Source organism: Arthrobacter tecti (assembly GCF_054511355.1).
Genome location: NZ_JBTNCT010000003.1, coordinates 1 through 23,024, shown reverse-complemented (window position 1 = coordinate 23,024; position 23,024 = coordinate 1). Strand labels below are relative to the sequence as shown.

The window sequence follows — 23,024 nt, the reverse complement described above, 5'->3', positions numbered from 1 at the left end:
ATTGCGACTGATGCACGATCCTACAGCTTGTGTCCTGACGGGATCGGGATCTGCGCCGATAGACTCGGCTGGAACTGCCCCGTTGACGGGGTGTAGCGGACCGGCTGAAGGGAACAGGGCGTGGGCGAAATCGGTGGGTCCACCGGTGCGGGCACTGTGCTCGCGGTGGATTCCGACGTCGTCGTACTTGGACAGGTTGCCGACGCCCTTCGTGCCGCCGGGTACTTGGTCATAGCGCACAGCGATGTGGGGCCGGCGATGGAGGCGGCGCACCGGGGGAAGGCGGATGTCGCCGTCGTCGGTGCTTCTGTTGCCCTCGAGTACCTGGCGACGATCGCGAAGGAAGCCGACCACCTGTTGCCGCGCAACATCCCCGTTGTGCTGACCGCTGCCGCCGCCGGGCAGGTGACGTCGCATCCTGAGCTGGCGATGCGCTCGAGCGACTACGTGTTGCTGCCCCTCGATGCGGATGAATTGGTTCACCGCGTGGTGACTGCGGTTCACCGCAGCGGGCTGCGGGAGGAACGGCGCAACGAATCGGCGTCCCTGCGTGAACGGATCCGCCGCATCTCCGACGCCATCCGGCACACCAATTCCCCCTCGGAGATGATTGACCTGAGCCTCGCCGGGATCGGTGAAGCGCTGAGCGCGGACGAGGTCATGCTGCACATTTTCGACGACCGGCGCATCTCCTGCGGCTCGGGCGCGTGGCGCAGCGGCGAGGGTGCGGTCACGCCCGGGGGCGTGGGTGAGCTGACCGGCGAGCTGCGTGAACTCGGCACGGAATTGTGGCGGACCTCGGGCTCGGTGGCCGTGATCGACGGCGAGTCCGAAGACGTTCCCGCCCGCCTGCACCTGCTGCGGGCCCGGCTGGCGGGTTTCACGCAGAGTGGGTTGCTGTTGCCGATCGGGGAGGGGGCAAGCGCGTTCGGTGTGCTGTGGATCGTGGCTGACCGCGGGCGGCGCAAGTGGTCCAGCGCCGAGATCTCGCTCCTGACGCACCTGCTCGGGAACCTGGCCCACGGCGTGATTCAGGGTCAGCTCATCCTCGGGCAACAGCAGGTACTGGACCGGTTGCACGAGCTCGATTCCGCGAAAGACGCGTTCGTTGCCACCGTGCATCACGAGCTGCGCACTCCCCTGTCCTCGATCCTCGGCTACGTGGAGCTGCTTCAGGACGGCGACGGCGGCGACCTTCCCCCGTCCGCGCTGAAGATGCTCAAAATCATCGAGCGCAACGGGCAGCGCCTGGGCAGCCTGGTGGAGAACGTGCTCGCGCTTTCCGTCCTCGATGCCGGGACTGAGCTGGCTCCCGCCCCCGTGGACCTGGTCGATTTGGTCGAATCGATCGTCACCGACCTTGTGCCGCTTGCCTCCGCCAAGGGCGTGAGCGTCTCACTGGCGCCGACGGATTCGAAACAACTGGTCAGCGGCGTGCGGGAACTGCTGGAGCGCGCCTTCGTGAACGTGCTCTCCAACGCCGTGAAGTTCACTCCCGAAGGCGGTTTGGTCACCGTTCGGTTCAAGCCGGACAACGACGACGACGGCGCCGTCCGCGTCGAATTCGAAGACACCGGCATGGGTATCCCGGCAGACGAACTTCCGCAGTTGCTGACCCGTTTCTACCGGGCATCGAACTCGGTGGCCGCCGAAATACCCGGGACCGGCCTTGGGCTGTCGATCTCCGCGCAGGCCGTTGAGAGGCACGGTGGAACCCTGGACGTACGGTCCGAACTGGGCAAGGGGACAACCGTGACGATCGAGCTCCCACGGGCCTGACGCCTTCCGGTCACGTTCGACACCAATTACCGTCCGGCCTCTCGACACTGACGTCCAGTCTGGCAAGGTGATAGCTATGGTCTCTGATTCCTTTGAGCGCACAGCCGTTGTTGTGGAGGACGATTCCGATATCCGTGAGCTCCTTGCACTGACCCTCTCGATGGTCGGCTTCAACATCATTGAGACGGCGAGCGGGAAAGAGGCCCTTGCCCTGGTCCGGGAACACCAGCCGGACCTCATCACCCTTGACCTGAACCTGCCGGACCTCGACGGAATGGAGGTCTGTCGGCAGCTTCGGCCCATGACTGACGCCTACATCGTGATGGTCACTGCGCGCGTTGAGGAGATCGAACGGGTGCTCGGCCTTGAGATCGGGGCGGATGATTTCATCGTCAAGCCCTTCAGCCCGCGCGAAGTCCGGGCCCGCGTCGCCGCAATGTTTCGTCGGCCAAGGAACCTCGCGGAACCTTCTACGGGTCCGGCCGCTATTGCGGGTGCTGCGGGAGGCGCTTCTGCCGATGCTGCCGCAGCCGCTGGGCCTGGATCTTCAGCCGGCTCTCCTGTACCTACGTTCCCTGCATCGGGCGTGTCCGCAGCCGGCCATGCTGACGGGGACGGCGCCGTCGTCGTGCATGGTGCCCTCTCCGTTGATGTCGAGGGCAGGGTGGCGTGGCTGGATGGGGAGGAGCTGGCGCTGACGAAGATAGAGTTCGATCTGCTCGCCACCCTCATTACCGGGCCGCGCCGGGTGTGGACACGGGAAAGCCTGCTCGCGCGGGTGTGGGGCGAGGGGTGGACGGACGATCATCACCTCGTTGAGGTGCACATCCGGAACCTGCGCAAGAAGCTCGGCGAGGATACGCGGGAGCCGCGGTTCATCCGGACGGTGCGCGGCGTTGGGTATCGGTTGGTGCCGGTTAGCTAGTTGGGCCGGGCGCTGCGTGGCTGCGCGCTCCTCAGCCGGACTGGCCGCGCCCGCCGGGACCGGACTGGCTGCCCAACCCGCGCCGTCGCTCAACCGGAAGCGCGCTGATCAGCCTGACGCGCGCTGCTCGGTGGCGAGGTGGGAGAGGAAACGTTCGGCTTCGCGGACCAGCGCGGGCAGGTAGCAGCTGCGGTCACCGTTGCGGATGTCGGTCAGGCACTGCTTGGTCACGTACTCGAGGCGTGGCGCACCGACCATGGAGGCACCGATGTTCAGGCTCATCAGGGTGGCAATCGCGGCTGCTTCGTCTTTCGACCGGAGGTTGACGGTGAGGTTCTGGATGCGTTCCGGCAGGAGGCGCGCGAAATTGTCGCGGTAGCGGAGGGCGTCTTCGGGACAGGGGAGTTCGGTGGCCAGCTGCTCGATGACTTCGCGCCGGTGAACGGACAGGCTTTCCGGTACGTTCAGCTCCGCGCTGTCCACGATGCGAGCCTTCCTGGTCTTGAACCAGGCCATCTGGCGCCTCCGATCAGTGAAAACGGACGGGTTGATACGGGTGGAAGTCGTGTGCGAACCGTTCCCGCACCAGTCGTCCTCGCACAGGATGTCGCCGCAGAGCGGGAAGGCTGCGCTCACTCGAACTATCGGCATGATGTGCCCCTTCCCCCTGGTCCTGTGTGTTTCTGTACTGCTGCGGTTTATGTACTGCTGTCCTGCTGCTGCGGTTCCCCCAACCTCCGGACCGGCGAACGGTCCGGTCCGGAGGAGTTTTGGGGATCGCCGGCCCGGAGGTGGAGTTCCGGGCCGGCACGTCTGCTTCGGATAGACCTAGTCTGGACCGCCTAGTTCAAGAGACTGCCCGATTTTCACCGAAGCTTTCCTCAAGAATGTGGTGCATCAGGACTACGAACTGTCCGTCCGGACACTATGTCCCTTTCTGGAAAGTGCCTGCAGCCTGCAGCCTGCACTCTGCAGGTTTTGCCTGCGATGAGTGCAGTGCAGGCACTTTCCAGAAACACTTCACCCCTCCGGCTGGTCACCGTGAGCGTGAGATGTGTTGAACTAGTGTCGTCAGGAATCGGCCGCAATGGAGAGGAGGAGCCCAGCGATGACCGGCACCTCCCCCAAGCGCCCGCCCACCGCGCAGGCCTTCGCCCTGGCTGAGTTGCGGCGCATGATCATCGCCGGCGAAGTGCAGCCCGGACAGCCTCTCCGCCAGGACGCACTTGCGGACCGGCTCGGCGTCAGCAGGGTTCCGCTGCGCGAGGCGTTCAAGATCCTTGAAGGCGAAGGACAGATCGTCTACGAACCGCACCGCGGCTTCAAGGTCGCCCGGCTCTCCCTAGCGGATCTGCTCGAGGTCTACCGCATCCGCCAACTTTTGGAGACCGAGGCCGCCTACGCGGCGGTCCAACGCGCCGACGGGTCAGTCCTGCAAACAATGAAAGACGCCGCCAGCGAAGTCGAAGCCGCCAGCGCCGCAGCTGACATCCTCCCGATGACCGAAGCGAATCGGCGATTCCACTTCGTCCTACTCTCGGCGTCCGGGATGCCGCGGCTGGAACGGCTCATCCAACAGCTCTGGGACGCCACCGATACCTACCGGTTCGTCTACTACGGCGTCCCCACCAACCGGCAGCGTGTCGAAGACGAACACAACCTCATGATCGATGCCTTCGCAGACCGCGACGCCGACCGCCTCGTCAAACACCTCGACGAGCACCGCGACCACGCCGTCGACGCCCTGCGCACCTTCCTCGAGACGCCCTAACAGCCCCTTTCCGTCGCCCCCGACCCAAACGGCGTGACCTCCCATCGACCCCGCTCATAATTTCGGTCGAAATCGTCAAACCCGCCCGATAGTCGGACGATCTTGTCGATATCGACCGAAATTGCGCGGGACTGGGGGAGGCGGGTCATGCGCAGTGGGCGGGCACCGGAACCGAAAAAGGCGAAGTTACCTCTACGAACTATTGTGTGACGACGGTTACATCGGCTACACTTTTTGTATACAATCTCCAAAGCTGCTCAATGACTCACAGGACCGCCCGAAGGGACCTCATTTCGTGGAGAACTGGCTCGGCCTCGCTAACCGGCGCGTACTGATCGCCGGCGCCGGCGGCATTGGGCAAGCGTGCGCGACGGCGTTTGCCCGGGCGGGTGCCCGCGTGGTCCTCGCAGATATCGATGAGACGCGACTGCAAAACCACGAGAACACCCTGCACGCGGACTTCTCGACCGCCGAAGGTTGCGAAGACGCAGTCGAACAAGCCGTCGGACAGCTCAAGGGCATCGACGTCCTCATCCACGCAGTCGGCGTCAATCACCGCGTGAACATCCTCGACACCACCGATGAAAACTGGCAGCGCACCCTCGATATCAATCTCACCAGTGCCTTCCGCCTCGGCAAGGCCGCCGGGAAGCACATGGTCAGCGCCGGCTGGGGCCGCCAGATCTACTGCTCGTCGGTATCTGGACTGCTCGCCCACCCGGACCACGGCCCGTACGCCGCAAGCAAGGGCGGCATCAACCAGCTGATGCGCGTCATGGCACGGGAGTGGGCGCCGTACGGAGTCACCGTCAACGCGATAGCCCCCGGCTACACGGAAACCGATCTCACCAAGGCCCACCTGGACTTACCGGGCGTCCGCGAGCACTATACGTCCCTGGTTCCGGCCGGGCGGCTCGGCACCGTTGAGGACCTCACCGGCCCCGCACTCTTCCTCGCATCCGAACAGGCATCCTTCGTTACCGGACACGTTTTCTACGTGGATGGAGGCCGAACCCTTGTCTAGCCGCCTGCCCCTGCTGCACCCTGAGAACATGACCGCGGACCAGCGCAGTCTCTACAACCGGATCACCGCCGGCCCCCGTGCCAACGGCCCGTTCCGGATCATGCACGACGACGCCACTCTCGCCGGCCCGTTCAACGCCCTCGTGCATGCGCCCCGGATCGGCGACGCCGTCCAGGAACTCGGTTCCGCACTCCGCTTCAAAGGAAAGCTCCAGGACCGCAGCCGCGAACTCGTGATTTGTGCCGTCGCAGCCGCCCTGAACTCCGAGTACGAATGGTACGCGCACAGCCGCGCCGCCGTCGTCGTCGGTGTGACCGAGGAGGAACTCACCCAACTCAAGGCGGGCACCACACCTCAGGAAGCGTCGGAGGCGGAGAAGTCGGCGCTGAACCTGACCCGCGAACTGATCGCCGAAGCCGGCATACCGGACACCACCTTCGAGGACGCCCAGGAACACCTCGGCTATGAGGGAATCATCGAAGTCACGGTCCTCGTGGGGTACTACCGCACCCTCGCGGGCCTGCTCGCAGTCGCAGACACCACCCAACCAGAATGAAATCCAACCGAGTATCAAGGGAGAAACCCATGACCAGCACCTCTCACAAGGCTCGCGGATCGCGCATCGTTGCCGCCGCAATCCTTGCACCGGCACTGTTCCTCAGCGCCTGCGGAAGTCCCGTCACCGATAACGCCGGCGGAGGCGGAGGCGGCGGAGCTGACAGCGGCGACGGCGGCAGCCTGTCGATTGCCACCGGCGGCACCGGCGGCGTCTACTACCCGCTCGGCGGCGGTTTCGCGACCGTCATCCGCGAAAACGTGGAAGGGTACGACGCCACGGTCCAGGAGACCAACGCCTCCGTCGACAACATGCTGCTGATCCAGAGCGACGCCGCGCAGCTCGCACTGGCGGTCGGTGACGTGGTGTCCGACGCCGTCGAAGGCGTAGGCGAGTTCGAAGGCAACGCCCTGGACATCTGCTCGCTCGGCAACGTCTACAACAACTTCCTGCAGCCCATCACCGTCGAAGGCACCGGAATCCAGTCCGTCGCGGATATGGAAGGCAAGGTCATCTCGGTCGGCGCGCCGGGCTCCGCAACGGAAGTTGCAGCGATTCGCACGCTCGAAGCCGCAGGAATCGACCCTGAATCAGGAATCGACCGCCGTCAGCTCGGTGTCGCGGAAACTGTAGCGGCACTTCGCGACGGCACCATTGACGCCGGTTTCTGGTCCGGCGGCCTGCCCACCGGCGCCATGATCGACCTCGCCAGCGACGGCGACATGGTGATTGTCCCGATCGGCGAGTACGCAGCACCGATGGCCGAGGAGTACGGCGACTACTACGTGGAACAGGAGATCCCTGCCGACACCTACGAGGGCCAGACCGAACCCATCTCCGTCATCGCCTCGCCGAACATCCTCGTAGCCTCGTCCAGCATGGACGAGCAGCTGCAGGAAGACATCACAACGGCGCTGTTCGAGAATAAGGAACAGCTCATCCAGGTGCACCCTGCCGCTGAGGAAATGGACGCGGCCACGGCGGGTGAAGTTCCGTTCGTCGAGACCTGCGCCGGCGCCCAGGCCTACTTCGACCAGGCGGGCTAACCAAAACGTGGACTCGCCGGCTCGTCGAATCAAAATCGTCGTACTCCTGGTGTGCCTTGGCACACTGGGAGGGATCGCCGCGGAAAATGCCGGGTCGCCCGAGCGTTTCCTGACAGTGGCGAATGACGACGGCGAGCTGGCCCGCGTGCCCCTCACCGGGGACACCTTCGCGGTGAGTTACCGCAACTCGATCTACGAAACCCACGCCGAGGAACGCTACGAAGTTCAAGCGGGCGGATCCTACCGCCTGGTTGAAATCGCCGCCGACCAGCTGGCGGTCCTCGAGGAGTACTACGGCGTTCCCGGAGCCTCGGAGTCGGCCGGCCCTGATGACCGCCGCAACCATGTTGTACCGCCGAACCCGGATCGCCCGGTGGTCTTTGACACCCTCTCGATCGCTGCCACGGACCTCGGGCAGCGCACCCTCCACGTCCCCGGAGAACCGCCGCTCAAGCTGTGGCAGCTGGTCGGGGACCACAATCCGTTCGTTGTGCTAGACATCAAGGAGACCCCATGACCGAGCGAGACGACGGCAAAGGCGCCGTGGCTGCACACAAGGTCCAGGATAAGGACAGGGACAAGAACGACGACGACGTCACCCTCGCCGGCTCCCCCGACCCGACGAAGGACTCGATCGACGAAGAGGCGTTGATCGCCGAGTTCGAGGCCGAGAAGCCCGCCCGGCACCTCAGCGGCAAGCCGCAGATCATCATCAAGGTCATCGGCGTCGCACTGTCCGTCTTCGGCCTGTACTGGGTGTTCAACCCGATGGCCACCCAGTTCTACCTGCCCGCGTTCCTGATGATCGGGCTGTCGATGACGTTCCTCGTGTATCGCGGTTGGGGACGAACGGATAAAGACAAGGAAAAGAAGAAAGCCGATAACCCGCATGCCCTCGACTGGGCGCTCGCGGTCATCGCCATCATCCCGTTCGCGTACATCATCAGCGACTGGGACGCATTCTTCCGGCGCGCGATCATTCCCACCTACCTGGACCTGATCATGGGCACCATCGCCATCCTCGTGGTGCTCGAGGCCTGCCGCCGGACCGTCGGCATCCTGGTGCCCATCGTCGTCGTATTCTTCTTCGCGTACGCCTACTTCGGCCCGTACTTCCCGGATCCGTTCGGAACCTCATCCTTCGGCTGGATCCGGTTGGTGGGCCACAACGTCATGGGAACCCAGGGCATCTTCGGTGTGCCAACGGATGTGGCGGCGACGTACATCATCCTGTTCACGATCTACGGCGCCGTGTTGACGGCGTCGGGCGCCACGAAGTTCTTCATCGACCTTTCCTTCTCGGCGTTCGGGCAGTCGAAGTCCGGTCCCGGGCGCACCGTGACACTGGCGGGCTTCCTGCTCGGTACGGTTTCCGGTTCCGGTGTTGCGACGACGGTGACCCTCGGTGGCATCTCCTGGCCGCTGCTCAAGAAAGCCGGCTACCCGAAGGAACACGGCGGCGGTGTGCTCGCGGCTGCCGGTATCGGCGCGATCATGTCTCCCCCGACACTGGGCGCCGCGGCGTTCATCATCGCCGCACTGCTCGGTGTCTCCTACCTGCAGGTGCTGATCTGGGCCACCATCCCCACGCTGCTGTACTACCTCGGCATCATCCTGGCAATCGAGATGGACGCCCGAAAGTTCAAGACCCACGCGGTGGAGATCGACACGAAACCCGTCGGCAAGCTGCTGCTGCGCTTCGGGTACCACTTCAGCTCGCTCCTGGCGATTGTCGTGTTCATGGCGATGGGCATGACGCCGTTCCGCGCCGTCGTTTTCGCCACCGTCCTGGCCTTTGTGCTCAGCTTCTTCGACCGGCAGTCGTGGATGACGCCGAAGCGGATCTGGGATGCGCTGGCCACCGGCGCAACCGGTGCGCTCTCGGTCATCCCCGTGATGGCGGCGGCGGGCCTGATTGTCGGCGTCATGACCCTGACCGGGCTCGGCCTGAAGCTGGCGAACATCATCGTGGACTTCGCCGGCGGCAGCCTGTTCCTGACGGCCCTGTTCTCGGCGATCTCAGTGATCCTGCTGGGCCTCGCGGTTCCGGTGACGGCGAGCTTCATCATCTCGTGGGTGATCATCGGCCCGGCGCTGCAGGATGTCGGCGTTCCCGCCTTCGCGGCTGCGATGTTCATCTTCTACTACTCCGTCCTCAGTGAAGTGTCCCCGCCCACCGCGCTCTCCCCGTTCGCGGCGTCGGCCATCACCGGCGGTAAACCGATCAAGACCATGTGGCTCACCTGGCGGTACACGCTCTCGGCGTTCCTGGTGCCGTTCATCTTCGTGCTCACAGGGCCCGGCATTGGCCTGCTGATGCAGGGCGGAATCGGCACCGTACTGATGGCGCTCACGATTTCGGTCGTCGCCGTTGCAGCGCTGGCCGTCGCCACGGGCGGCTGGATCATGGGGCCGGCCAACTGGTTGGAGCGTGCGCTGATCGGCGTCGGTTCCCTGCCGCTGCTGGTGATGGAGCCGCTGTACCTGGGAATCGGGGCCGCGCTCATCGCAATCGGACTCGTCCTTCACATTGTGCGCATGAAGCGGCACAGGTCCGATGACAGCCCGACGACGACGACGGCCCCCGTACGAGCGTCGTGACCTCCCACCAACCCGGACGGCCTGTCACCACCCTGCTGCAGGCCGTCTCCGTCACCACCACCGGGGTACTGCCCGCGTTCCTCCTCGGAGCGCTGGCGGTACAGATCCGCGACGACCTTCACCTCGGTCCGGCACAGCTGGGCATCGCGGCGGCAACGCTGTTCGCGACCTCCGGGGTGCTGGCGCGGACGCTTGGTGGCGTAGTACAGCGGGTGGGCGCAGGTCGGGGCATGGTCATCTCGGCCTCCCTGGCCACCGTGGCGTTGGCAGGCGTCGGAGCAGCACCGTCATTTCCCGTTTTGGTGGCGGCCCTGTTCATCGGCGGCACTGCCAACGCCATGGCGCAGCCCTCTGCGAACCTCGGGATCTCCCGGGGCATCGGCAGTGACCGGCTGGGCCTGGCGTTCGGCGTGAAGCAGTCCTCGATCCCGGCGGCGTCCTTGCTGGGCGGCCTCGCGGTGCCCGGCATCGCGCTGGTGTTCGGGTGGCGGTATGCGTTCTTCATCGGTGCTTTGTTGGCACTATGCCTGGCGGTCTGGGCCTTCTTCCGCGGGCAGGCGCCGTTCAGTACGACGACGACGGCGGCCCACCCCGAGGATCGCGGCACCCCGCGTGCCGGGCTGGTGGTGCTGACGATCGGCGCCGGCCTCGCCGCGGCAGCAGCGACGTCGCTCGGTGTGTTCCTGGTTGACTCGATGGTGCAGTCCGGTATCTCCCCCAGCGCTGCCGGGCTCTTCTTCGCCGGTGCCGCAGTGCTGGGACTCGGGATCCGCATCCTGCTGGGCGCCCTCATGGATAAAATGCCGACCCGCAGCCCCTACGTGCTGATCGCGAACCTGCTGGTGGCCGGCGTCGTCGGCTATCTGCTGCTCAGTGTCGGTTCCGAACCGCTGGTTCTGGCCGGCACTTTCCTCGCGTACAGCGCGGGCTGGACGTGGCCGGGCCTGCTGCACTTCGCGATCGTGCGCGATAACCGGATGGCAGCCGCTTCTGCCACCGGCGTTGTGCAGACCGGACTCTCACTCGGCGCGGCCTGTGGTCCGTTACTGTTCGGGTTGCTGGTGAGCGCAACCTCGTATTCCACCGCCTGGGTGGTGGCCGGCGTCGTCGCGCTTTTCGCTGCCCTGACCTTCCGCATCGGGAGGCGGCTGATCCGAAAATCGCGCGGCCTCCCCGTCCGTTTTTCAACAGTAGTTAAGGAGTCTTCATGACACGCTACGCAGTTATTGGCGGCGGCATCCTGGGCACCGCCGTCGCGCGCCGCCTGCTGCAGCAGCAGCCGGACGCGCACGTCACCGTGCTGGAGAAGGAGTCCTCGCTGGCGGCGCATCAGACCGGCCGGAACTCGGGCGTGGTGCACGCCGGGCTGTATTACACGCCCGGGTCGCTCAAGGCGAGGCTGTGCCGGCGCGGGGTCGAGCTGCTGAAGGAGTACTGCGGGTCCCGCGACCTCAAGTACAACGAGATCGGCAAGGTTCTTGTCGCCCGGAACGCCGTGGAGGAATCCCGGTTGGGCGACATCCTGGACCGCGCCCGGGCCAACGGTGTCCCGGGTGTCCGGATCATCAACCGGTCCGAACTGCGCGACCTCGAGCCGCACGTCGAGGGGACGTCCGGGCTGCACTCCCCGCACACGGCGATTGTGGATTACGGCGCGGTGACGCGGGCTTTCGCTGACGACGTCGTTGCTGCCGGTGGGACCGTGCGCATGGGGTTCGAGGTCACGGGGCTGACCACCCGCGGCGGCGAGACTCTGGTGACCGGGACTGCCAATGGCTCCCCTACGTGGGAAATTTTCGACTCGGTGATCAGCTGCGCCGGGCTGCACGCGGACCGCGTCGCTGCGCTCGCCGGTGACAAGGAGGATCCGAAGATCGTTCCCTTCCGCGGCGAGTATTATCTGCTGCGCCCTTCCCGGCGTTCGCTGGTGCGCGGACTGGTGTATCCGGTGCCGGATCCCCGCTACCCGTTCCTTGGTGTCCACCTCACCCCGCGGACCGACGGTGAGGTCATGGTCGGACCAAACGCCGTGCTGGCGCTGGCCCGCGAGGCATACGGCTGGGGCACTCTCTCCCCGCGCGACCTCGGCGACGCCGTTTCGTACCCCGGCTTCCGTGCCTTCGCGAAGCAGCACTGGCGTACCGGCGCCGTCGAAATGATCGGCTCGCTCAGCAAACGCCGCTTCGTGAATGAGGCCCGGAAATACGTGCCGGAACTGACGGTCGACGACGTCGTTCCCGGGCCCAGCGGGATCCGCGCCCAGGCGCTGGACCGCGACGGTTCGCTGGTGGACGACTTCCGGATCACCCGGCACGGCTCAGTGCTGGCGGTGCGCAATGCGCCGTCGCCGGCCGCTACGTCCTCGCTCGCGATCGCCGAGCACATTGTTTCGCAGGTCCTAAACGAAGAGGAAGCCGCATGACGCATCTGAAAAGGGGGCTCTGGGGCGTGCTGGCCACGCCGTTCGCGGGGCCATCGTTCGCCGTCGACACCGAGTCGCTTAAGCGCGAGGTCGAGCTGTACACGCACATCCCCGCCACCGGCCTGGTGGTGCTCGGGGTGTTCGGTGAGGGCGCAACACTCGATACGGGCGAGCAGCTCCTGACCGTCTCCACCGTCGCCGAGGCCGCAGAGGAAACGCCGCTGGTGGTGGGCTTGTCCTCGCGGACCACCAACGTGGCGATCGAGCAGGCCCATACGGCGGTCAATGCGGCGGGGTCTCATCTGGCAGCGTTGATGGTGCAGGCGAATACTGCTCAACCGGATGCCCTGGTTGCCCATTTCACCGCTATCCACCGCGCATCGGGCGCCGACATCGTGCTGCAGGACTACCCCGTGGCCTCCGGAGTGAAGATCAGTACGGCGCAAATTCTCGCCGTCGTCGAACGCTGTCCGTTCATTGCGGCCGTGAAGTCGGAGGCGCCGCCCACTGCCGCGGCGATTGCTCAGTTGACCCGCGCGACCGACGTGCCGGTGTTCGGTGGACTCGGCGGCGTTGGGCTGCTGGACGAACTTGCCGCCGGCGCCGCGGGCGCCATGACCGGCTTCTCACATCCCGAGGCGCTGCAGCTTGCGATCACAGCGAACGACGACGGCGGCTTCCGCGCCGCGCGCGACGCCTTTGCGCCGTGGTTGCCGCTTGCGAACTTCGAGGGGCAGCCGGGGATCGGGCTGGCGCTGCGCAAGGAAATTCTTCGTCGGCGCGGGATCATCGCTGAGGCGCTGGTCCGCCCGCCGGCACCCACGCTGCCGCCTGAACTTGCCGACATGATTGACGCCCACCTCGACGCTGTTCGAGACAACGACGCTGTTCGAGATCACACCGCCGCTCGAGATCACATCGCTGCTCGAGACAACACCGCTGTTCAAGACGACACCGCTAAGGAGCTTGCCTAGATGGATACCGGACTCAAGGGGAAGAACGTGCTGGTGCCGGGGTCGAGCTCCGGGATCGGGCTGGCCATCGCGCAGGCGCTGGCTGAAGAGGGCGCCAACGTGGTGCTCGTCGCCCGCCGCGAAGACGTGGTGCAGGCCGAGGCTGCCAAGCTGCCCTCCGCCGTCGGAATCGGCCTGGACCTTAATCTTGAGGATGCGCCGGAGCGGCTGGTCGAGGCCGCCGAGAAGGCGTTCGGGCCGATCGACGTGCTGGTGCTCAACAGCGGAGGCCCGCCGCCCGGTGGTGCGGCTGACATGTCGGATGAGAAGGCGCTGGCCGCCGTGCACCAGTTGCTGCTGCAGCACATTCGGCTGACGTCGCTGGTGTTGCCGGGGATGCGGGAGCGGGGCTGGGGGCGGATTGTTGCCGTCGGGTCGTCCGGGGTGCAGAGTCCGCTGCCGAACCTGGCGCTGTCCAACATCGGCCGGGCCGGGCTCGCGGGTTACCTGAAGACCCTCGCGAACGAGGTTGCTGCCGATGGGATCACCGTGAACATGGTGCTGCCCGGCCGGATTGACACGGACCGCGTCGCGTCGCTGGACGAAGCCGCGGCCAAGCGCACCGGCAAGACGCCCGAGGAAGCCCGCGCCTCCTCGGAAGCGACCATCCCCGCAGGCCGGTACGGAAAGCCGGAGGAGTTCGCCGCCGTCGTCGCGTTCCTGGCGAGCGTGCCCGCGGCCTACGTGACCGGCGAGCAGATCCGCTGCGACGGCGGTCTGGTGAGGAGCTACTGATGATGAACCCCCGCATCGACTTGGCAGGACACGCCCCTTTACACGCACCATTCGCGGCGTGTCCTGCCAACTCGATTCACTAGCAAGGAAGAAGATCATGAACCACACTTTGCACCTTTGTTCGGTGCACGACGGCGACGGGGCGGACGAGCTCGCCGCCGTTGTGCACCCGCAGCGCGGCGTCGCGCTGGCCCGAGACCTGCTCCCCGGTTTCCATGGAGACGTCCGCGAGATCCTCAGCGAGGAGCTGCTCGAACGTCTCGAACTCGCTGCGTCGGAGGCGAATGACACTGTGTTCCGCGACCCGGCTTCGGTTGTGTATGGCGCGCCATACCGTCATCCGCGGATGCTGTGGGGCATCGGGTTGAACTATGTGGAGCACGCGTCGGACCTGTCCGAGGGCGTGCCGGAGGAGCCGGCGTCGTTCATCAAGGGCGACCACACGGTCATCGGACCGGGCGAGCCCATCCCCATCCCGTCGCAGAGCGAGCGGACCACCGCGGAGGCGGAGGTCGCCGTCGTCATCGGCCGGTACTGCCGGAATGTGGAGGTGGAGGACGCGCTGGACTATGTGGCCGGCGTCGTGCCCGTGTTGGATCAGACGGCGGAGGACATCCTGCAGCGGAATCCGCGGTTCCTGACGCGGTCGAAGAACTTTCCGGGATTCTTCTCGTTCGGGCCGCGGATTGTGCCGCTGGCCGAGGCCGTAGGTGACGGGATTCTCGCGGACATGGAGGTATCCACGGTGGTCAACGGCGAGGTGCTGCGGACCAACACCGTGGCGCACATGCGGTACAGCCCCGAGTACCTGATCAGTTTCCACTCGAAGGTGATGCCGCTCTACCCGGGCGACATCATCTCCACAGGTACGCCGGGCGCGATCCACATTCGTCCGGGCGATACGGCGGAGGCGCGGGTTTCCGGTGTCGGCGTTTTGAGCAACCCCGTGATTGCGGGTACCTGAGTTACGGATTAGTACCACCCGCATCGAGCGGGCGCCAGGAACGGGTTTCGTCGCCGAAACCGGTAATAAGCGCCCACTCGATGCACTAGTAAGGAGGATGACGCGCAATGGGCACGTCAGTTTCGGACCGCTCGGCATCGGGCCCGCTTGAGGGCGTTCGTGTCGCGGACTTCTCCCGCGTGCTCGCGGGGCCGTATGCGTCGATGATGCTCGCCGATTTCGGGGCGGACGTCATCAAGGTGGAGAGCCCTGCCGGTGATGACACGCGGTCCTGGACGCCACCGGTCGATGAGCACGGCGTCGGCACGTACTTCTCGAGCGTGAACCGGAACAAGCGCTCGGTGGTGTGCGACCTTCGGACCGACGAGGGCCTTGCCCGGGCGAGGGAGATCGCGCTGCACGCTGACGTGATCATCGAGAACTTCCGGCCCGGTGTGATGAAGAAGTTCGGGCTGGACTACGAGACGCTGCAGCGCTCCGATCTCATCTATTGCTCCATCACCGGATTCGGTTCGACGGCGGGAGCGCACCTTCCGGGGTACGACCTCCTGGTGCAGGCCGTCGGCGGGCTGATGAGCGTGACCGGGTCGCTGGATTCGGAGCCGAGCAAGGTGGGTGTGGCACTGGTCGACGTCGTGACCGGGCAGAACGCGGCGCTCGGGATCCTCGCGGCGCTGCGTCATCGGGACGCGACCGGGCAGGGGCAGCGGATTGACGTGAACCTGTTGTCGTCGTTGCTGGCGGGGCTGGTGAACCAGGCGTCGAGCACGCTGGCCACCGGCGAGTCGCCGCAGCGGATGGGGAATGCGCACCCGTCGATCGCGCCGTACGAGACTCTTCGCACCGCCGACGGGCCGCTCGCCGTCGCCGTCGGGACGGACCGGCAGTTCGCCGCGCTGGTGCGGGTGCTCGGCGTGCCCGCGCTCGCCTCCGATGCCCGTTTCGAGACCAACACCCAGCGCGTGGCGAACCGCGATTCGCTCAAGGCCTTGCTCGAGGAACAGTTGGCGAAGCGTTCCGCGGCCGAGTGGGCCGCCGACCTGTCCCGGGAGGGTGTCCCGGCCGGGAAGGTGAACTCCATTGTGGAGGCGCTCCAACTGGCCGAGGAGCTGGGGCTTGATCCCGCCGTCGAAATGAACGACGACGACGGCGCCCGCACCAGCCACCAGGTCGCCAACCCGATTCACCTGTCCGAGACCCCCGCCAGCTACCGGCGCCTGCCGCCGCTGCTTGGCGAGCACAACGATGCGACGTTCGCGGCGCTCACGACCACCATCAGCGGAAAGTAGAAGACCCATGACTGTTGACCTTCTGTCCATCGACTCGCTCCTGTCTTCGGAAGAAATTGAACTGCGTACCTCCGTGCGGTCCTTCGTGGATTCCGAAATCCGGCCAAACATCGCCGAGTGGTATGACAACGCGGTGTTTCCGCTGGAGATCGTGCCGAAGATGGCATCGCTGGGGCTGCTCGGCATGCACATCAAGGGGTACGGCTGCCCGGGCCGCAGTTCCGTTGAGTACGGGCTGGCCGCTCTCGAGTTGGAGGCCGGCGATTCCGGGTTGCGGACGTTTGTGAGTGTGCAGGGGTCGCTGGCGATGAGTGCAATTGCCAAGCACGGGTCCGAGGAGCAGAAGAACGAGTGGCTGCCGCGCATGGCTAAAGGCGAGGTGATCGGGTGCTTCGGGCTGACGGAGCCTTCCTCCGGGTCTGATCCCGGGTCGATGACCACGTTTGCTCGGAAGGACGGTTCCGACTGGGTTCTTTCCGGCGCCAAGCGTTGGATCGGGTTGGCTTCCGTTGCGCAGATTGCGATTATTTGGGCAATGACCGACGACGGCGTCCGCGGCTTCGTGGTTCCCACTGACACTCCGGGGTTTACGGCGACTCCGATTACACAGAAGCTGTCGATGCGGGCGTCGATCCAGTGCGACATCACGCTTGAGGATGTGCGGCTGCCTGACTCGGCGATGCTGCCGAACGCTCGCGGGTTGCGCGGGCCGTTCGAGTGCCTGAACGAGGCGCGGTACGGCATCATTTGGGGAGCGATGGGCGCGGCGCGGGACAGCTATGAGGCGGCGCTGAACTATTCGAAGGAACGCTTGCAGTTCGGCAAGCCGCTGTCCGGGTATCAGATGACGCAGCTGAAACTGGTGAACATGGCCTTGGAGATCAACAAGGGGATGCTGCTGGCGTTGCAGATCGGGCGGCTGAAGGACGCAGGGACGCTGGAGCCGTACCAAATCTCGGTGGGCAAGCTGAACAACTGCCGGGAGGCGATCGAGATCTGCCGGGAGGCGCGGGCGATGCTCGGTGGCAACGGCGTCACACTGGACTACTCGCCGCTGCGACACGCGAACAACCTGGAAAGTGTGCGCACGTACGAGGGAACCGACGAGGTGCACACCCTCATCCTTGGCAACCACATCACGGGTACGCCTGCGTTCCGGTGAGCGACGCCCCTGAACCCACCGGCCTCCGCCGCGGCCTCACCAGCTATGGTGACGCCGAGTTCTCGCTGTTCCTCCGGAAGGCGTTCATCAAGGGCGCGGGGTATTCGGATGATGCGCTGGACCGGACCGTCGTCGGCATCGTGAACACCGGCAGCGGCTTCAACCCGTGCCACGGCAATATGCCGACGCTGGTTGAGGCAGTGAAGCGTGGCGTGATGCTGGCCGGTGGGTTGCCGGTGGAGTTCCCAACTATCTCGGTGCACGAAAGCTTCTCCTCCCCCACCAGCATGTTCCTGCGGAACCTGATGTCGATGGACACCGAGGAGATGATCCGCGCGCAGCCGATGGACGCCGTCGTGCTCATCGGCGGATGCGACAAGACGGTGCCGGCGCAGCTGATGGGTGCGGCGTCAGCCGGTGTGCCGGCGATCTCTCTGGTCACCGGCTCGATGCTCACCGGCGGATACCGCGGCGAGCGGGTCGGTGCGTGCACGGACTGCCGGGCGTTCTGGGGCCGCTTCCGTGCGCAGGAAATTTCACAATCAGAGATCGACGACGTGAACTCGCGTCTGGTGGGCAGCGTCGGCACGTGCTCGGTGATGGGGACGGCGAGCACGATGGCGTGTATTGCCGAGGCGATGGGGATTGCGCTGCCTGGGTCTGCTTCTGCCCCTGCTGTTACGGCGGACCGGGTGCGGATTGCCGAGGCTACGGGCACGCAGGCGGTTGCGCTGGCTTCCGCGGGCGTTGCACCGTCCTCTATTTTGACTCCCGAAGCTTTCCAGAACGGGTTGCGGATGCTGCTGGCGATCGGCGGATCAACGAACGCGATCATCCATCTGACGGCTGTGGCCGGACGGCTTGGGATCAAGCTGTCGTTGGATGAGCTGGACCGGATGAGCGCTGAGACGCCGGTGTTGGTGGATCTGAAGCCGTCGGGCAGGTACTACATGGAGGACTTTCACCGTACGGGCGGCGTCCCCGCTGTCCTGCGCGAGCTGGGTTCGCTGATCAACCGCGATGTGCTGACGGTGACCGGGCGGACGCTGGGTGAAGAGATCGACGACGCCGGACCCGGCTTCCCGCAGTACATCATCCGTCCCTTGTCGGACCTAATCTATCCCCAGGGCAGCCTCGCCGTCCTGCGCGGGAACCTTGCTCCGGGTGGGGCGATCATCAAGCAGGCGGCGGTGGCACCTGCGCTACTCGAGCACTCGGGTCCGGCTGTGGTATTCGAGAACGCTGCCGACCTTGCTGCGCGGATCGACGACCCTTCGCTCGACGTCACTGCCGATTCGGTCCTGGTCCTGCGGAATATCGGTCCAGTAGGGAACCCCGGCATGCCGGAGGCAGGATATCTGCCGATCCCGAAGAAGCTCGCTGCGCAGGGCGTGAAGGACATGGTGCGCATCTCGGACGGCCGCATGTCTGGAACCGCTGCCGGTGCGGTGGTTTTGCACGTGACGCCGGAATCAGCGGTGGGTGGGCCGCTGCGGCTGGTGCGGACCGGGGACATGATCACGCTCAGTGTGAGCCGCCGACTGGTTCAGCTTGAGGTATCCGAAGACGAGCTCGCGCGACGCGAATCCGAACTCGGTCCAGCGTCACCATCTATTCCGGACCGCGGCTACCGACGCCTGTACGTCCAAGAGGTAACCCAGGCCGACGAGGGCTGCGACTTCCGGTTCCTGCGCGGCAGATCTGTCAATCTATCCGGTTGATTGCCGGGATAGCCTCCTGGTTTCTGCGACCTCGTCGGCCGCCTCTGCTTGGCTCCTATCCCACTTCGAGCGCCAATCATTGATCGGTGAGGTTGCACAAAGCGTCATACCGAAGCAAGATACTCATACCACCCATAGACAGCATTGGGGAGACACAATGACTTCTCATGACGCATCCAGTAGCGCCATCGGGTATCTGTATCAGGTCCGATGGGCGTTACTCGAACTCCTTCGCGGGTCCCGCCTCCACCCTGACATGAGCTTGACTCTTGAAAAGTTCGACGATGTCGCTTGGGAGGACACCGAAGAGGATCCCGTCGAATTATTACAGCTCAAGCATCACAAGACCGCTCAAGGTTCTCTAACAAACATGAGCCCAGATGTATGGCGAACGCTAAAGGTGTGGATGGACGATCCTCGCCTGCGGGACAGCAACGGCCCTCGGCTCTCGATAGTGACCACCGCAACCGCCCCCGAAGGGTCAGCCGCGTCGTTCATTCGAGGTGAAGACCGAAATGTAGAAAGAGCTTTGGAGCTCTTGAACGTCGCGGCCGAGCGGTCGACGGAAAAAACGAAGACTGTGACTGCTCGAAGGCAGTGGCTTGCGATGACGGAAGCTGAACGCCTTGGGATTATCAACCGCACGTATGTGCTCGACGAACAGACCCGGATCGAGGATCTTGATGAAGCGCTTCAGAAAGAAGTGTGGCTGGTCGCACCGAAGAATCACGCTCCTGACTTCATAGCGGCGCTCGAAGCATGGTGGTTGAAAGTTGCTGTGGACTTATTGCGCAAGGCGCGTGGCACTGTAAGGGTGAATGAGCTCAAGGCCAAAATTGACGATATTCGCGATCGTTTTCACCCCGACAATCTCGTAACCATTGATTCGAGAATTTCTGCAACAGATGCCATGGCGCAGTATGGAACAAGACCCTTTGTGCTTCAGATGGAATGGATAGGTGCGACGCCTGTGATGCTCCGACACGCTCTCAACGATTTTCATCGTGCAGTAACTCAAACGACACAATGGCTGGATCGCAATTTGCTGGAGATGTCCGAGTTCGATGCGTTCAAAGAAGCACTTATTGACGAGTGGGAGATTGCATTTGATGACATGATTCAAGATTTACCGGACGACGCGTCCGACGATGATAAAAGGCGAGCCGGAACACTGCTATATCGAAAGCTCCGAGAGTCGACAGCGGTGCAGGTGCGCCCTCGTTACACCGAGGGGTTCTATTCCCGCGGAACCCGTCACGAGATAGCTGACGGGCGTAGCCGTGGATGGCATCCCGACTTCGAAACGTTGGTTGAGTCGTTGACGATCGGAAATGCCAAGTGACAGATCAGGCGGGTCCCCCGACGGACCTACCGAACTGGGATGATCGGTCATGGGTCACTGCGAACATGCTCAACCCAGCGGTTATCGCAGTCATCATCGTCTCCGCTGCAAATATGTATGAGGAACATTCCGGCGATCCCATGCCTTGGGAATTGATTTTCTTGGCGGTGCCGATGGCGTTGCATCGAGACACGCGGGAATCTCTTCCGACTCGAATCAACTCGTACGCCGCCAAATGGGTTTACGAAAACGCCACACTTCAAGCGTCCTTCCCTGGACGCATCAGCGGGATGCTTCCGTATTCACGTGAGGGGTTGCGCTATGCGCTACGAAGCGGCGCTCTAACGCTCGTCAACGACGGTCGGTTGCGGGGGACCCCTCAATGGAAATTACATAAGGAGCGGGACAGAGAACTTGCCATCATCATCGGGAAAGCTGCGTTCCTAGGCCGTTGGTTCGCTCATACGGGCACCCCGGCTACTCTCTTTGCGCTGTTCGGTGTGGCACCATGATGCTGTGCAACTCATTAGCGTCGCGATATACAACCGAGACGGCCGCGTCCGGCCCGTGCACTTCCGACCTGGCCGGCTGAACATTGTTACAGGCGCCTCCAGAACGGGAAAGAGCGCCTTACTCGACATCGTCGACTTCTGCCTTGGGCGTGACGACGCACCCATCCCGCAAACTAGAGCATTCAGTTCGGTGGTTTGGTACGGCACACTCTGGCATTTCGATGATGGAAGTAGAGCATTTATAGGGCGCCCTACGTTTAAGCCCGGCAAGGCGTCGACGACGCAAGCGATGCTGCAACTAGGGGGACGAGACCTTCAACTGCCCGCCTTCGAGGCTTTGGAGCCCAACACAGACTCCTTGAACATGCGAGATCAGATCAGTGCCAGGATTGGGTTGGAGGACGCACGGCTGAGTCCACCGGAGGGTTCGACTCGCAGTGCATTTAGAATCGGACTAGGCCAAGCTGCTATCTTTCTCTTTCAAACGCAAAGTGAAATCGCAAGCAAATCTCTTCTTTTTCATCGGCAAGGTGAAGAAGGAATGCTGGCGTCAATTCGCGACTCGCTTCCTTTTTTCCTTGGAGCAGTTGCAGGGGACCACGCTGAGAAGCATCAGCAACTACGAGCGGCACGGCGCCAGCTCCGACGGGCCCAAACAACTCTTGAGGCGGCACGGGCCGAAGCCAGCGAGTATGACTCGCAGATTCAGGGGCTACTAGCTGAGGCATTCACGAGCGGCCTAGTAGATATCGAACGTGCACCATCGTCCGAGGATGCTGTTCGCGTGTTGCAGGATGTCCTTGAAACCGTACCGGCCGAGAGCACGCCGACGATGGACCTACAGTCTCAGAATCGACGTAGAAATCTCAAGGACGAACGATCGGTTTTAAGAACCGAACTCGGCCGGCTACTGGATGAACGAGCCGTTCTCCTCGAGTCCTCGGCAACTGAAGGTGGCTACGACGCCGCGATTGCCCAGCAATTACAGCGGCTACGGAGCGTGAATCTATTACCTACGGCATCTATTTCGGCGGAAATCTGCCCTGTTTGTAGTCAGACGACTACTGATCGTGATCCGACCGCCTCTCAACTTAGAAGCAGATTGAGCGACCTTAAAGCGGAGTTGGAAACCATGGCTGCCGTTCATCCCGGACGGCAAAAAGCTCTGTCTGAAATCTCGAGCGCGGTGGAACGCACGCGAGAGAGGCTAATCAGCGTGGAGAGTGCGATCGAAGCCGACGACGCGGTGACCGCAGAGGCAGGGCCGATCGTTGATTCTGGGCGTAAACAGTTCGTAAGAGGGCGAATCGATGCAACGGTTGGGCGTCTCAGTCGTCGTCAAGGAGATAACTTCCGCGCACTCAGTGAAAACGTCGACACTGCGGCCCGCCGCGTAGATGCGTTGGAACGTGAGCTTGACGACTACGCTGCACGTGAGCGACTGACATCTGCGCTGATTTCGCTCGGGCGGGATATGACGGCTATTGCTCAAGAACTACGATTGGAAAACTCAGAGACGGGCGTGCGGCTCGATCTTTCTAGGCTAACAGTGGTAACCGACACGATGCAGGGGTCGGTGCCACTTTCCGGACTCGGATCCGGTGCGAACTGGCTCGGTTACCACCTCGCCACCCACCTCGCCCTGCATCGAACCTTCGTTACTCAAAATCTTCCGATGCCTCGCCTCCTCATGCTCGACCAACCGACCCAGGTGTTTTACGAGTCCAAGCCCACGGACACGCGTGAGGCCCTTAGCGAGTCTGGTCAACTCGCCGATGAGGATCACGAAGCCGTAGCACGGATGTTCCGATTGCTTCTCGATTTCGTCGAAGAGCTAGCCCCAAACTTCCAAATCATTGTCAGTGACCATGCTCACCTGACTGAGAAGTGGTTCGAGGACGCCGTTGAGCACAACTGGCGGGGGGAAGCACTGATCCCGGCAGACTGGCTTGACTGACTCGCCGCGTCCTAACCTCGATTTTTCATCGGGCGTTTGATCGGGCTTTTTGAGGGACGCGGCGGTCTGCTGTTGGGGTGCGTTGGTTTCGGGTCGCGTTGAGTGGCCCCGTTGGGTCCCGTGAGTGCGGGCCGGTTCCACGTCCGGTGGGTTTGCTCCTGGTCGTCGGATGGTTTGTTCATGGGGGCTCAGCCGGGCTTGGAGC

20 protein-coding genes are annotated in these 23,024 nt (G+C 63.9%); 19 read left to right on the top strand and 1 reads right to left on the bottom strand.

Annotation, left to right across the window (positions count from 1 at the left end):
• Positions 1-120 precede the first annotated feature (120 nt).
• Both ACX80C_RS04790 and ACX80C_RS04785 read left to right on the top strand, forming a co-directional pair.
• The gene (locus ACX80C_RS04790; protein WP_459325119.1) at positions 121-1,779 is read left to right on the top strand and encodes an ATP-binding protein; all 1,659 of its coding nucleotides are present in this window, start codon (positions 121-123) and stop codon (positions 1,777-1,779) included.
• A 76-nt stretch (positions 1,780-1,855) separates the two neighbouring features.
• Positions 1,856-2,704 (top strand): response regulator transcription factor, encoded by an 849-nt coding sequence (locus tag ACX80C_RS04785; RefSeq protein WP_459325118.1) that lies wholly within the window; start codon positions 1,856-1,858, stop codon positions 2,702-2,704.
• A gap of 108 nt (positions 2,705-2,812) precedes the next feature.
• On the opposite strand, the gene ACX80C_RS04780 is transcribed toward ACX80C_RS04785, so the two are convergent.
• Positions 2,813-3,355, bottom strand: a complete 543-nt coding sequence (locus ACX80C_RS04780; protein WP_459325117.1) for a hypothetical protein — start codon at positions 3,353-3,355, stop codon at positions 2,813-2,815.
• A 457-nt stretch (positions 3,356-3,812) separates the two neighbouring features.
• Between ACX80C_RS04780 and ACX80C_RS04775 the strand changes: the two genes are divergently transcribed.
• From ACX80C_RS04775 to ACX80C_RS04695, 17 genes are all read left to right on the top strand, one after another.
• On the top strand, positions 3,813-4,475 hold the full coding sequence (locus ACX80C_RS04775) for a GntR family transcriptional regulator (protein ID WP_459325116.1): 663 nt from the start codon (positions 3,813-3,815) through the stop codon (positions 4,473-4,475).
• 295 nt (positions 4,476-4,770) lie between these two features.
• Positions 4,771-5,499, top strand: coding sequence for an SDR family NAD(P)-dependent oxidoreductase (locus ACX80C_RS04770; protein ID WP_459325115.1), 729 nt, complete (start codon positions 4,771-4,773; stop codon positions 5,497-5,499).
• Entirely contained in the window at positions 5,492-6,055 is a 564-nt protein-coding gene (locus ACX80C_RS04765; RefSeq protein ID WP_459325113.1) for a carboxymuconolactone decarboxylase family protein, read from the top strand. The genes ACX80C_RS04770 and ACX80C_RS04765 overlap by 8 nt, the downstream gene beginning before the upstream one ends.
• A gap of 29 nt (positions 6,056-6,084) precedes the next feature.
• Positions 6,085-7,101 (top strand): TAXI family TRAP transporter solute-binding subunit, encoded by a 1,017-nt coding sequence (locus ACX80C_RS04760; RefSeq protein WP_459325112.1) that lies wholly within the window; start codon positions 6,085-6,087, stop codon positions 7,099-7,101.
• A 7-nt stretch (positions 7,102-7,108) separates the two neighbouring features.
• Positions 7,109-7,618 (top strand): hypothetical protein, encoded by a 510-nt coding sequence (locus ACX80C_RS04755; RefSeq protein ID WP_459325111.1) that lies wholly within the window; start codon positions 7,109-7,111, stop codon positions 7,616-7,618.
• Positions 7,615-9,702, top strand: coding sequence for a TRAP transporter permease (locus ACX80C_RS04750; RefSeq protein ID WP_459325110.1), 2,088 nt, complete (start codon positions 7,615-7,617; stop codon positions 9,700-9,702). The genes ACX80C_RS04755 and ACX80C_RS04750 overlap by 4 nt, the downstream gene beginning before the upstream one ends.
• Positions 9,699-10,913 carry an MFS transporter gene (locus ACX80C_RS04745; protein WP_459325109.1) on the top strand — a complete coding sequence of 405 codons (1,215 nt, stop codon included), beginning with the start codon at positions 9,699-9,701 and terminating at the stop codon, positions 10,911-10,913. Before ACX80C_RS04750 ends, ACX80C_RS04745 begins: the two co-directional genes overlap by 4 nt.
• Positions 10,910-12,124 carry an L-2-hydroxyglutarate oxidase gene (gene lhgO / locus ACX80C_RS04740; RefSeq protein ID WP_459325108.1) on the top strand — a complete coding sequence of 405 codons (1,215 nt, stop codon included), beginning with the start codon at positions 10,910-10,912 and terminating at the stop codon, positions 12,122-12,124. Before ACX80C_RS04745 ends, lhgO begins: the two co-directional genes overlap by 4 nt.
• On the top strand, positions 12,121-13,098 hold the full coding sequence (locus ACX80C_RS04735; RefSeq protein ID WP_459325107.1) for a dihydrodipicolinate synthase family protein: 978 nt from the start codon (positions 12,121-12,123) through the stop codon (positions 13,096-13,098). The genes lhgO and ACX80C_RS04735 overlap by 4 nt, the downstream gene beginning before the upstream one ends.
• Complete coding sequence (locus tag ACX80C_RS04730) at positions 13,099-13,872, top strand: SDR family oxidoreductase (RefSeq protein WP_459325106.1); 774 nt, start codon at positions 13,099-13,101, stop codon at positions 13,870-13,872.
• 97 nt (positions 13,873-13,969) lie between these two features.
• Positions 13,970-14,836, top strand: coding sequence for a fumarylacetoacetate hydrolase family protein (locus ACX80C_RS04725; protein WP_459325105.1), 867 nt, complete (start codon positions 13,970-13,972; stop codon positions 14,834-14,836).
• A gap of 107 nt (positions 14,837-14,943) precedes the next feature.
• Positions 14,944-16,125, top strand: coding sequence for a CaiB/BaiF CoA transferase family protein (locus ACX80C_RS04720; protein ID WP_459325104.1), 1,182 nt, complete (start codon positions 14,944-14,946; stop codon positions 16,123-16,125).
• A 7-nt stretch (positions 16,126-16,132) separates the two neighbouring features.
• The gene (locus ACX80C_RS04715) at positions 16,133-17,287 is read left to right on the top strand and encodes an acyl-CoA dehydrogenase family protein (protein WP_459325103.1); all 1,155 of its coding nucleotides are present in this window, start codon (positions 16,133-16,135) and stop codon (positions 17,285-17,287) included.
• Positions 17,284-19,008, top strand: coding sequence for an IlvD/Edd family dehydratase (locus ACX80C_RS04710; protein ID WP_459325102.1), 1,725 nt, complete (start codon positions 17,284-17,286; stop codon positions 19,006-19,008). The genes ACX80C_RS04715 and ACX80C_RS04710 overlap by 4 nt, the downstream gene beginning before the upstream one ends.
• Positions 19,009-19,270: 262 nt before the next feature.
• The gene (locus ACX80C_RS04705; RefSeq protein WP_459325101.1) at positions 19,271-20,350 is read left to right on the top strand and encodes an ABC-three component system protein; all 1,080 of its coding nucleotides are present in this window, start codon (positions 19,271-19,273) and stop codon (positions 20,348-20,350) included.
• The gene (locus ACX80C_RS04700; RefSeq protein ID WP_459325100.1) at positions 20,347-20,862 is read left to right on the top strand and encodes a three component ABC system middle component; all 516 of its coding nucleotides are present in this window, start codon (positions 20,347-20,349) and stop codon (positions 20,860-20,862) included. Before ACX80C_RS04705 ends, ACX80C_RS04700 begins: the two co-directional genes overlap by 4 nt.
• 364 nt (positions 20,863-21,226) lie before the next feature.
• Positions 21,227-22,819, top strand: a complete 1,593-nt coding sequence (locus ACX80C_RS04695; RefSeq protein WP_459325099.1) for a DUF3732 domain-containing protein — start codon at positions 21,227-21,229, stop codon at positions 22,817-22,819.
• The last annotated feature ends 205 nt before the right edge of the window (positions 22,820-23,024 follow it).

Excerpts from the sequence above, each read along its gene's own strand:
- ACX80C_RS04750 (WP_459325110.1), top strand. The coding sequence starts at position 7,615 with ATGACCGAGCGAGACGACGGCAAAGGCGCCGTGGCTGCACACAAGGTC.
- ACX80C_RS04695 (WP_459325099.1), top strand. The coding sequence starts at position 21,227 with ATGCGAGATCAGATCAGTGCCAGGATTGGGTTGGAGGACGCACGGCTG.
- ACX80C_RS04760 (WP_459325112.1), top strand. The coding sequence starts at position 6,085 with ATGACCAGCACCTCTCACAAGGCTCGCGGATCGCGCATCGTTGCCGCC.
- ACX80C_RS04780 (WP_459325117.1), bottom strand. The coding sequence starts at position 3,355 with ATGCCGATAGTTCGAGTGAGCGCAGCCTTCCCGCTCTGCGGCGACATC.
- ACX80C_RS04725 (WP_459325105.1), top strand. The coding sequence starts at position 13,970 with ATGAACCACACTTTGCACCTTTGTTCGGTGCACGACGGCGACGGGGCG.
- ACX80C_RS04785 (WP_459325118.1), top strand. The coding sequence starts at position 1,856 with ATGGTCTCTGATTCCTTTGAGCGCACAGCCGTTGTTGTGGAGGACGAT.
- ACX80C_RS04715 (WP_459325103.1), top strand. The coding sequence starts at position 16,133 with ATGACTGTTGACCTTCTGTCCATCGACTCGCTCCTGTCTTCGGAAGAA.
- lhgO (WP_459325108.1), top strand. The coding sequence starts at position 10,910 with ATGACACGCTACGCAGTTATTGGCGGCGGCATCCTGGGCACCGCCGTC.
- ACX80C_RS04775 (WP_459325116.1), top strand. The coding sequence starts at position 3,813 with ATGACCGGCACCTCCCCCAAGCGCCCGCCCACCGCGCAGGCCTTCGCC.
- ACX80C_RS04735 (WP_459325107.1), top strand. The coding sequence starts at position 12,121 with ATGACGCATCTGAAAAGGGGGCTCTGGGGCGTGCTGGCCACGCCGTTC.
- ACX80C_RS04730 (WP_459325106.1), top strand. The coding sequence starts at position 13,099 with ATGGATACCGGACTCAAGGGGAAGAACGTGCTGGTGCCGGGGTCGAGC.
- ACX80C_RS04720 (WP_459325104.1), top strand. The coding sequence starts at position 14,944 with ATGGGCACGTCAGTTTCGGACCGCTCGGCATCGGGCCCGCTTGAGGGC.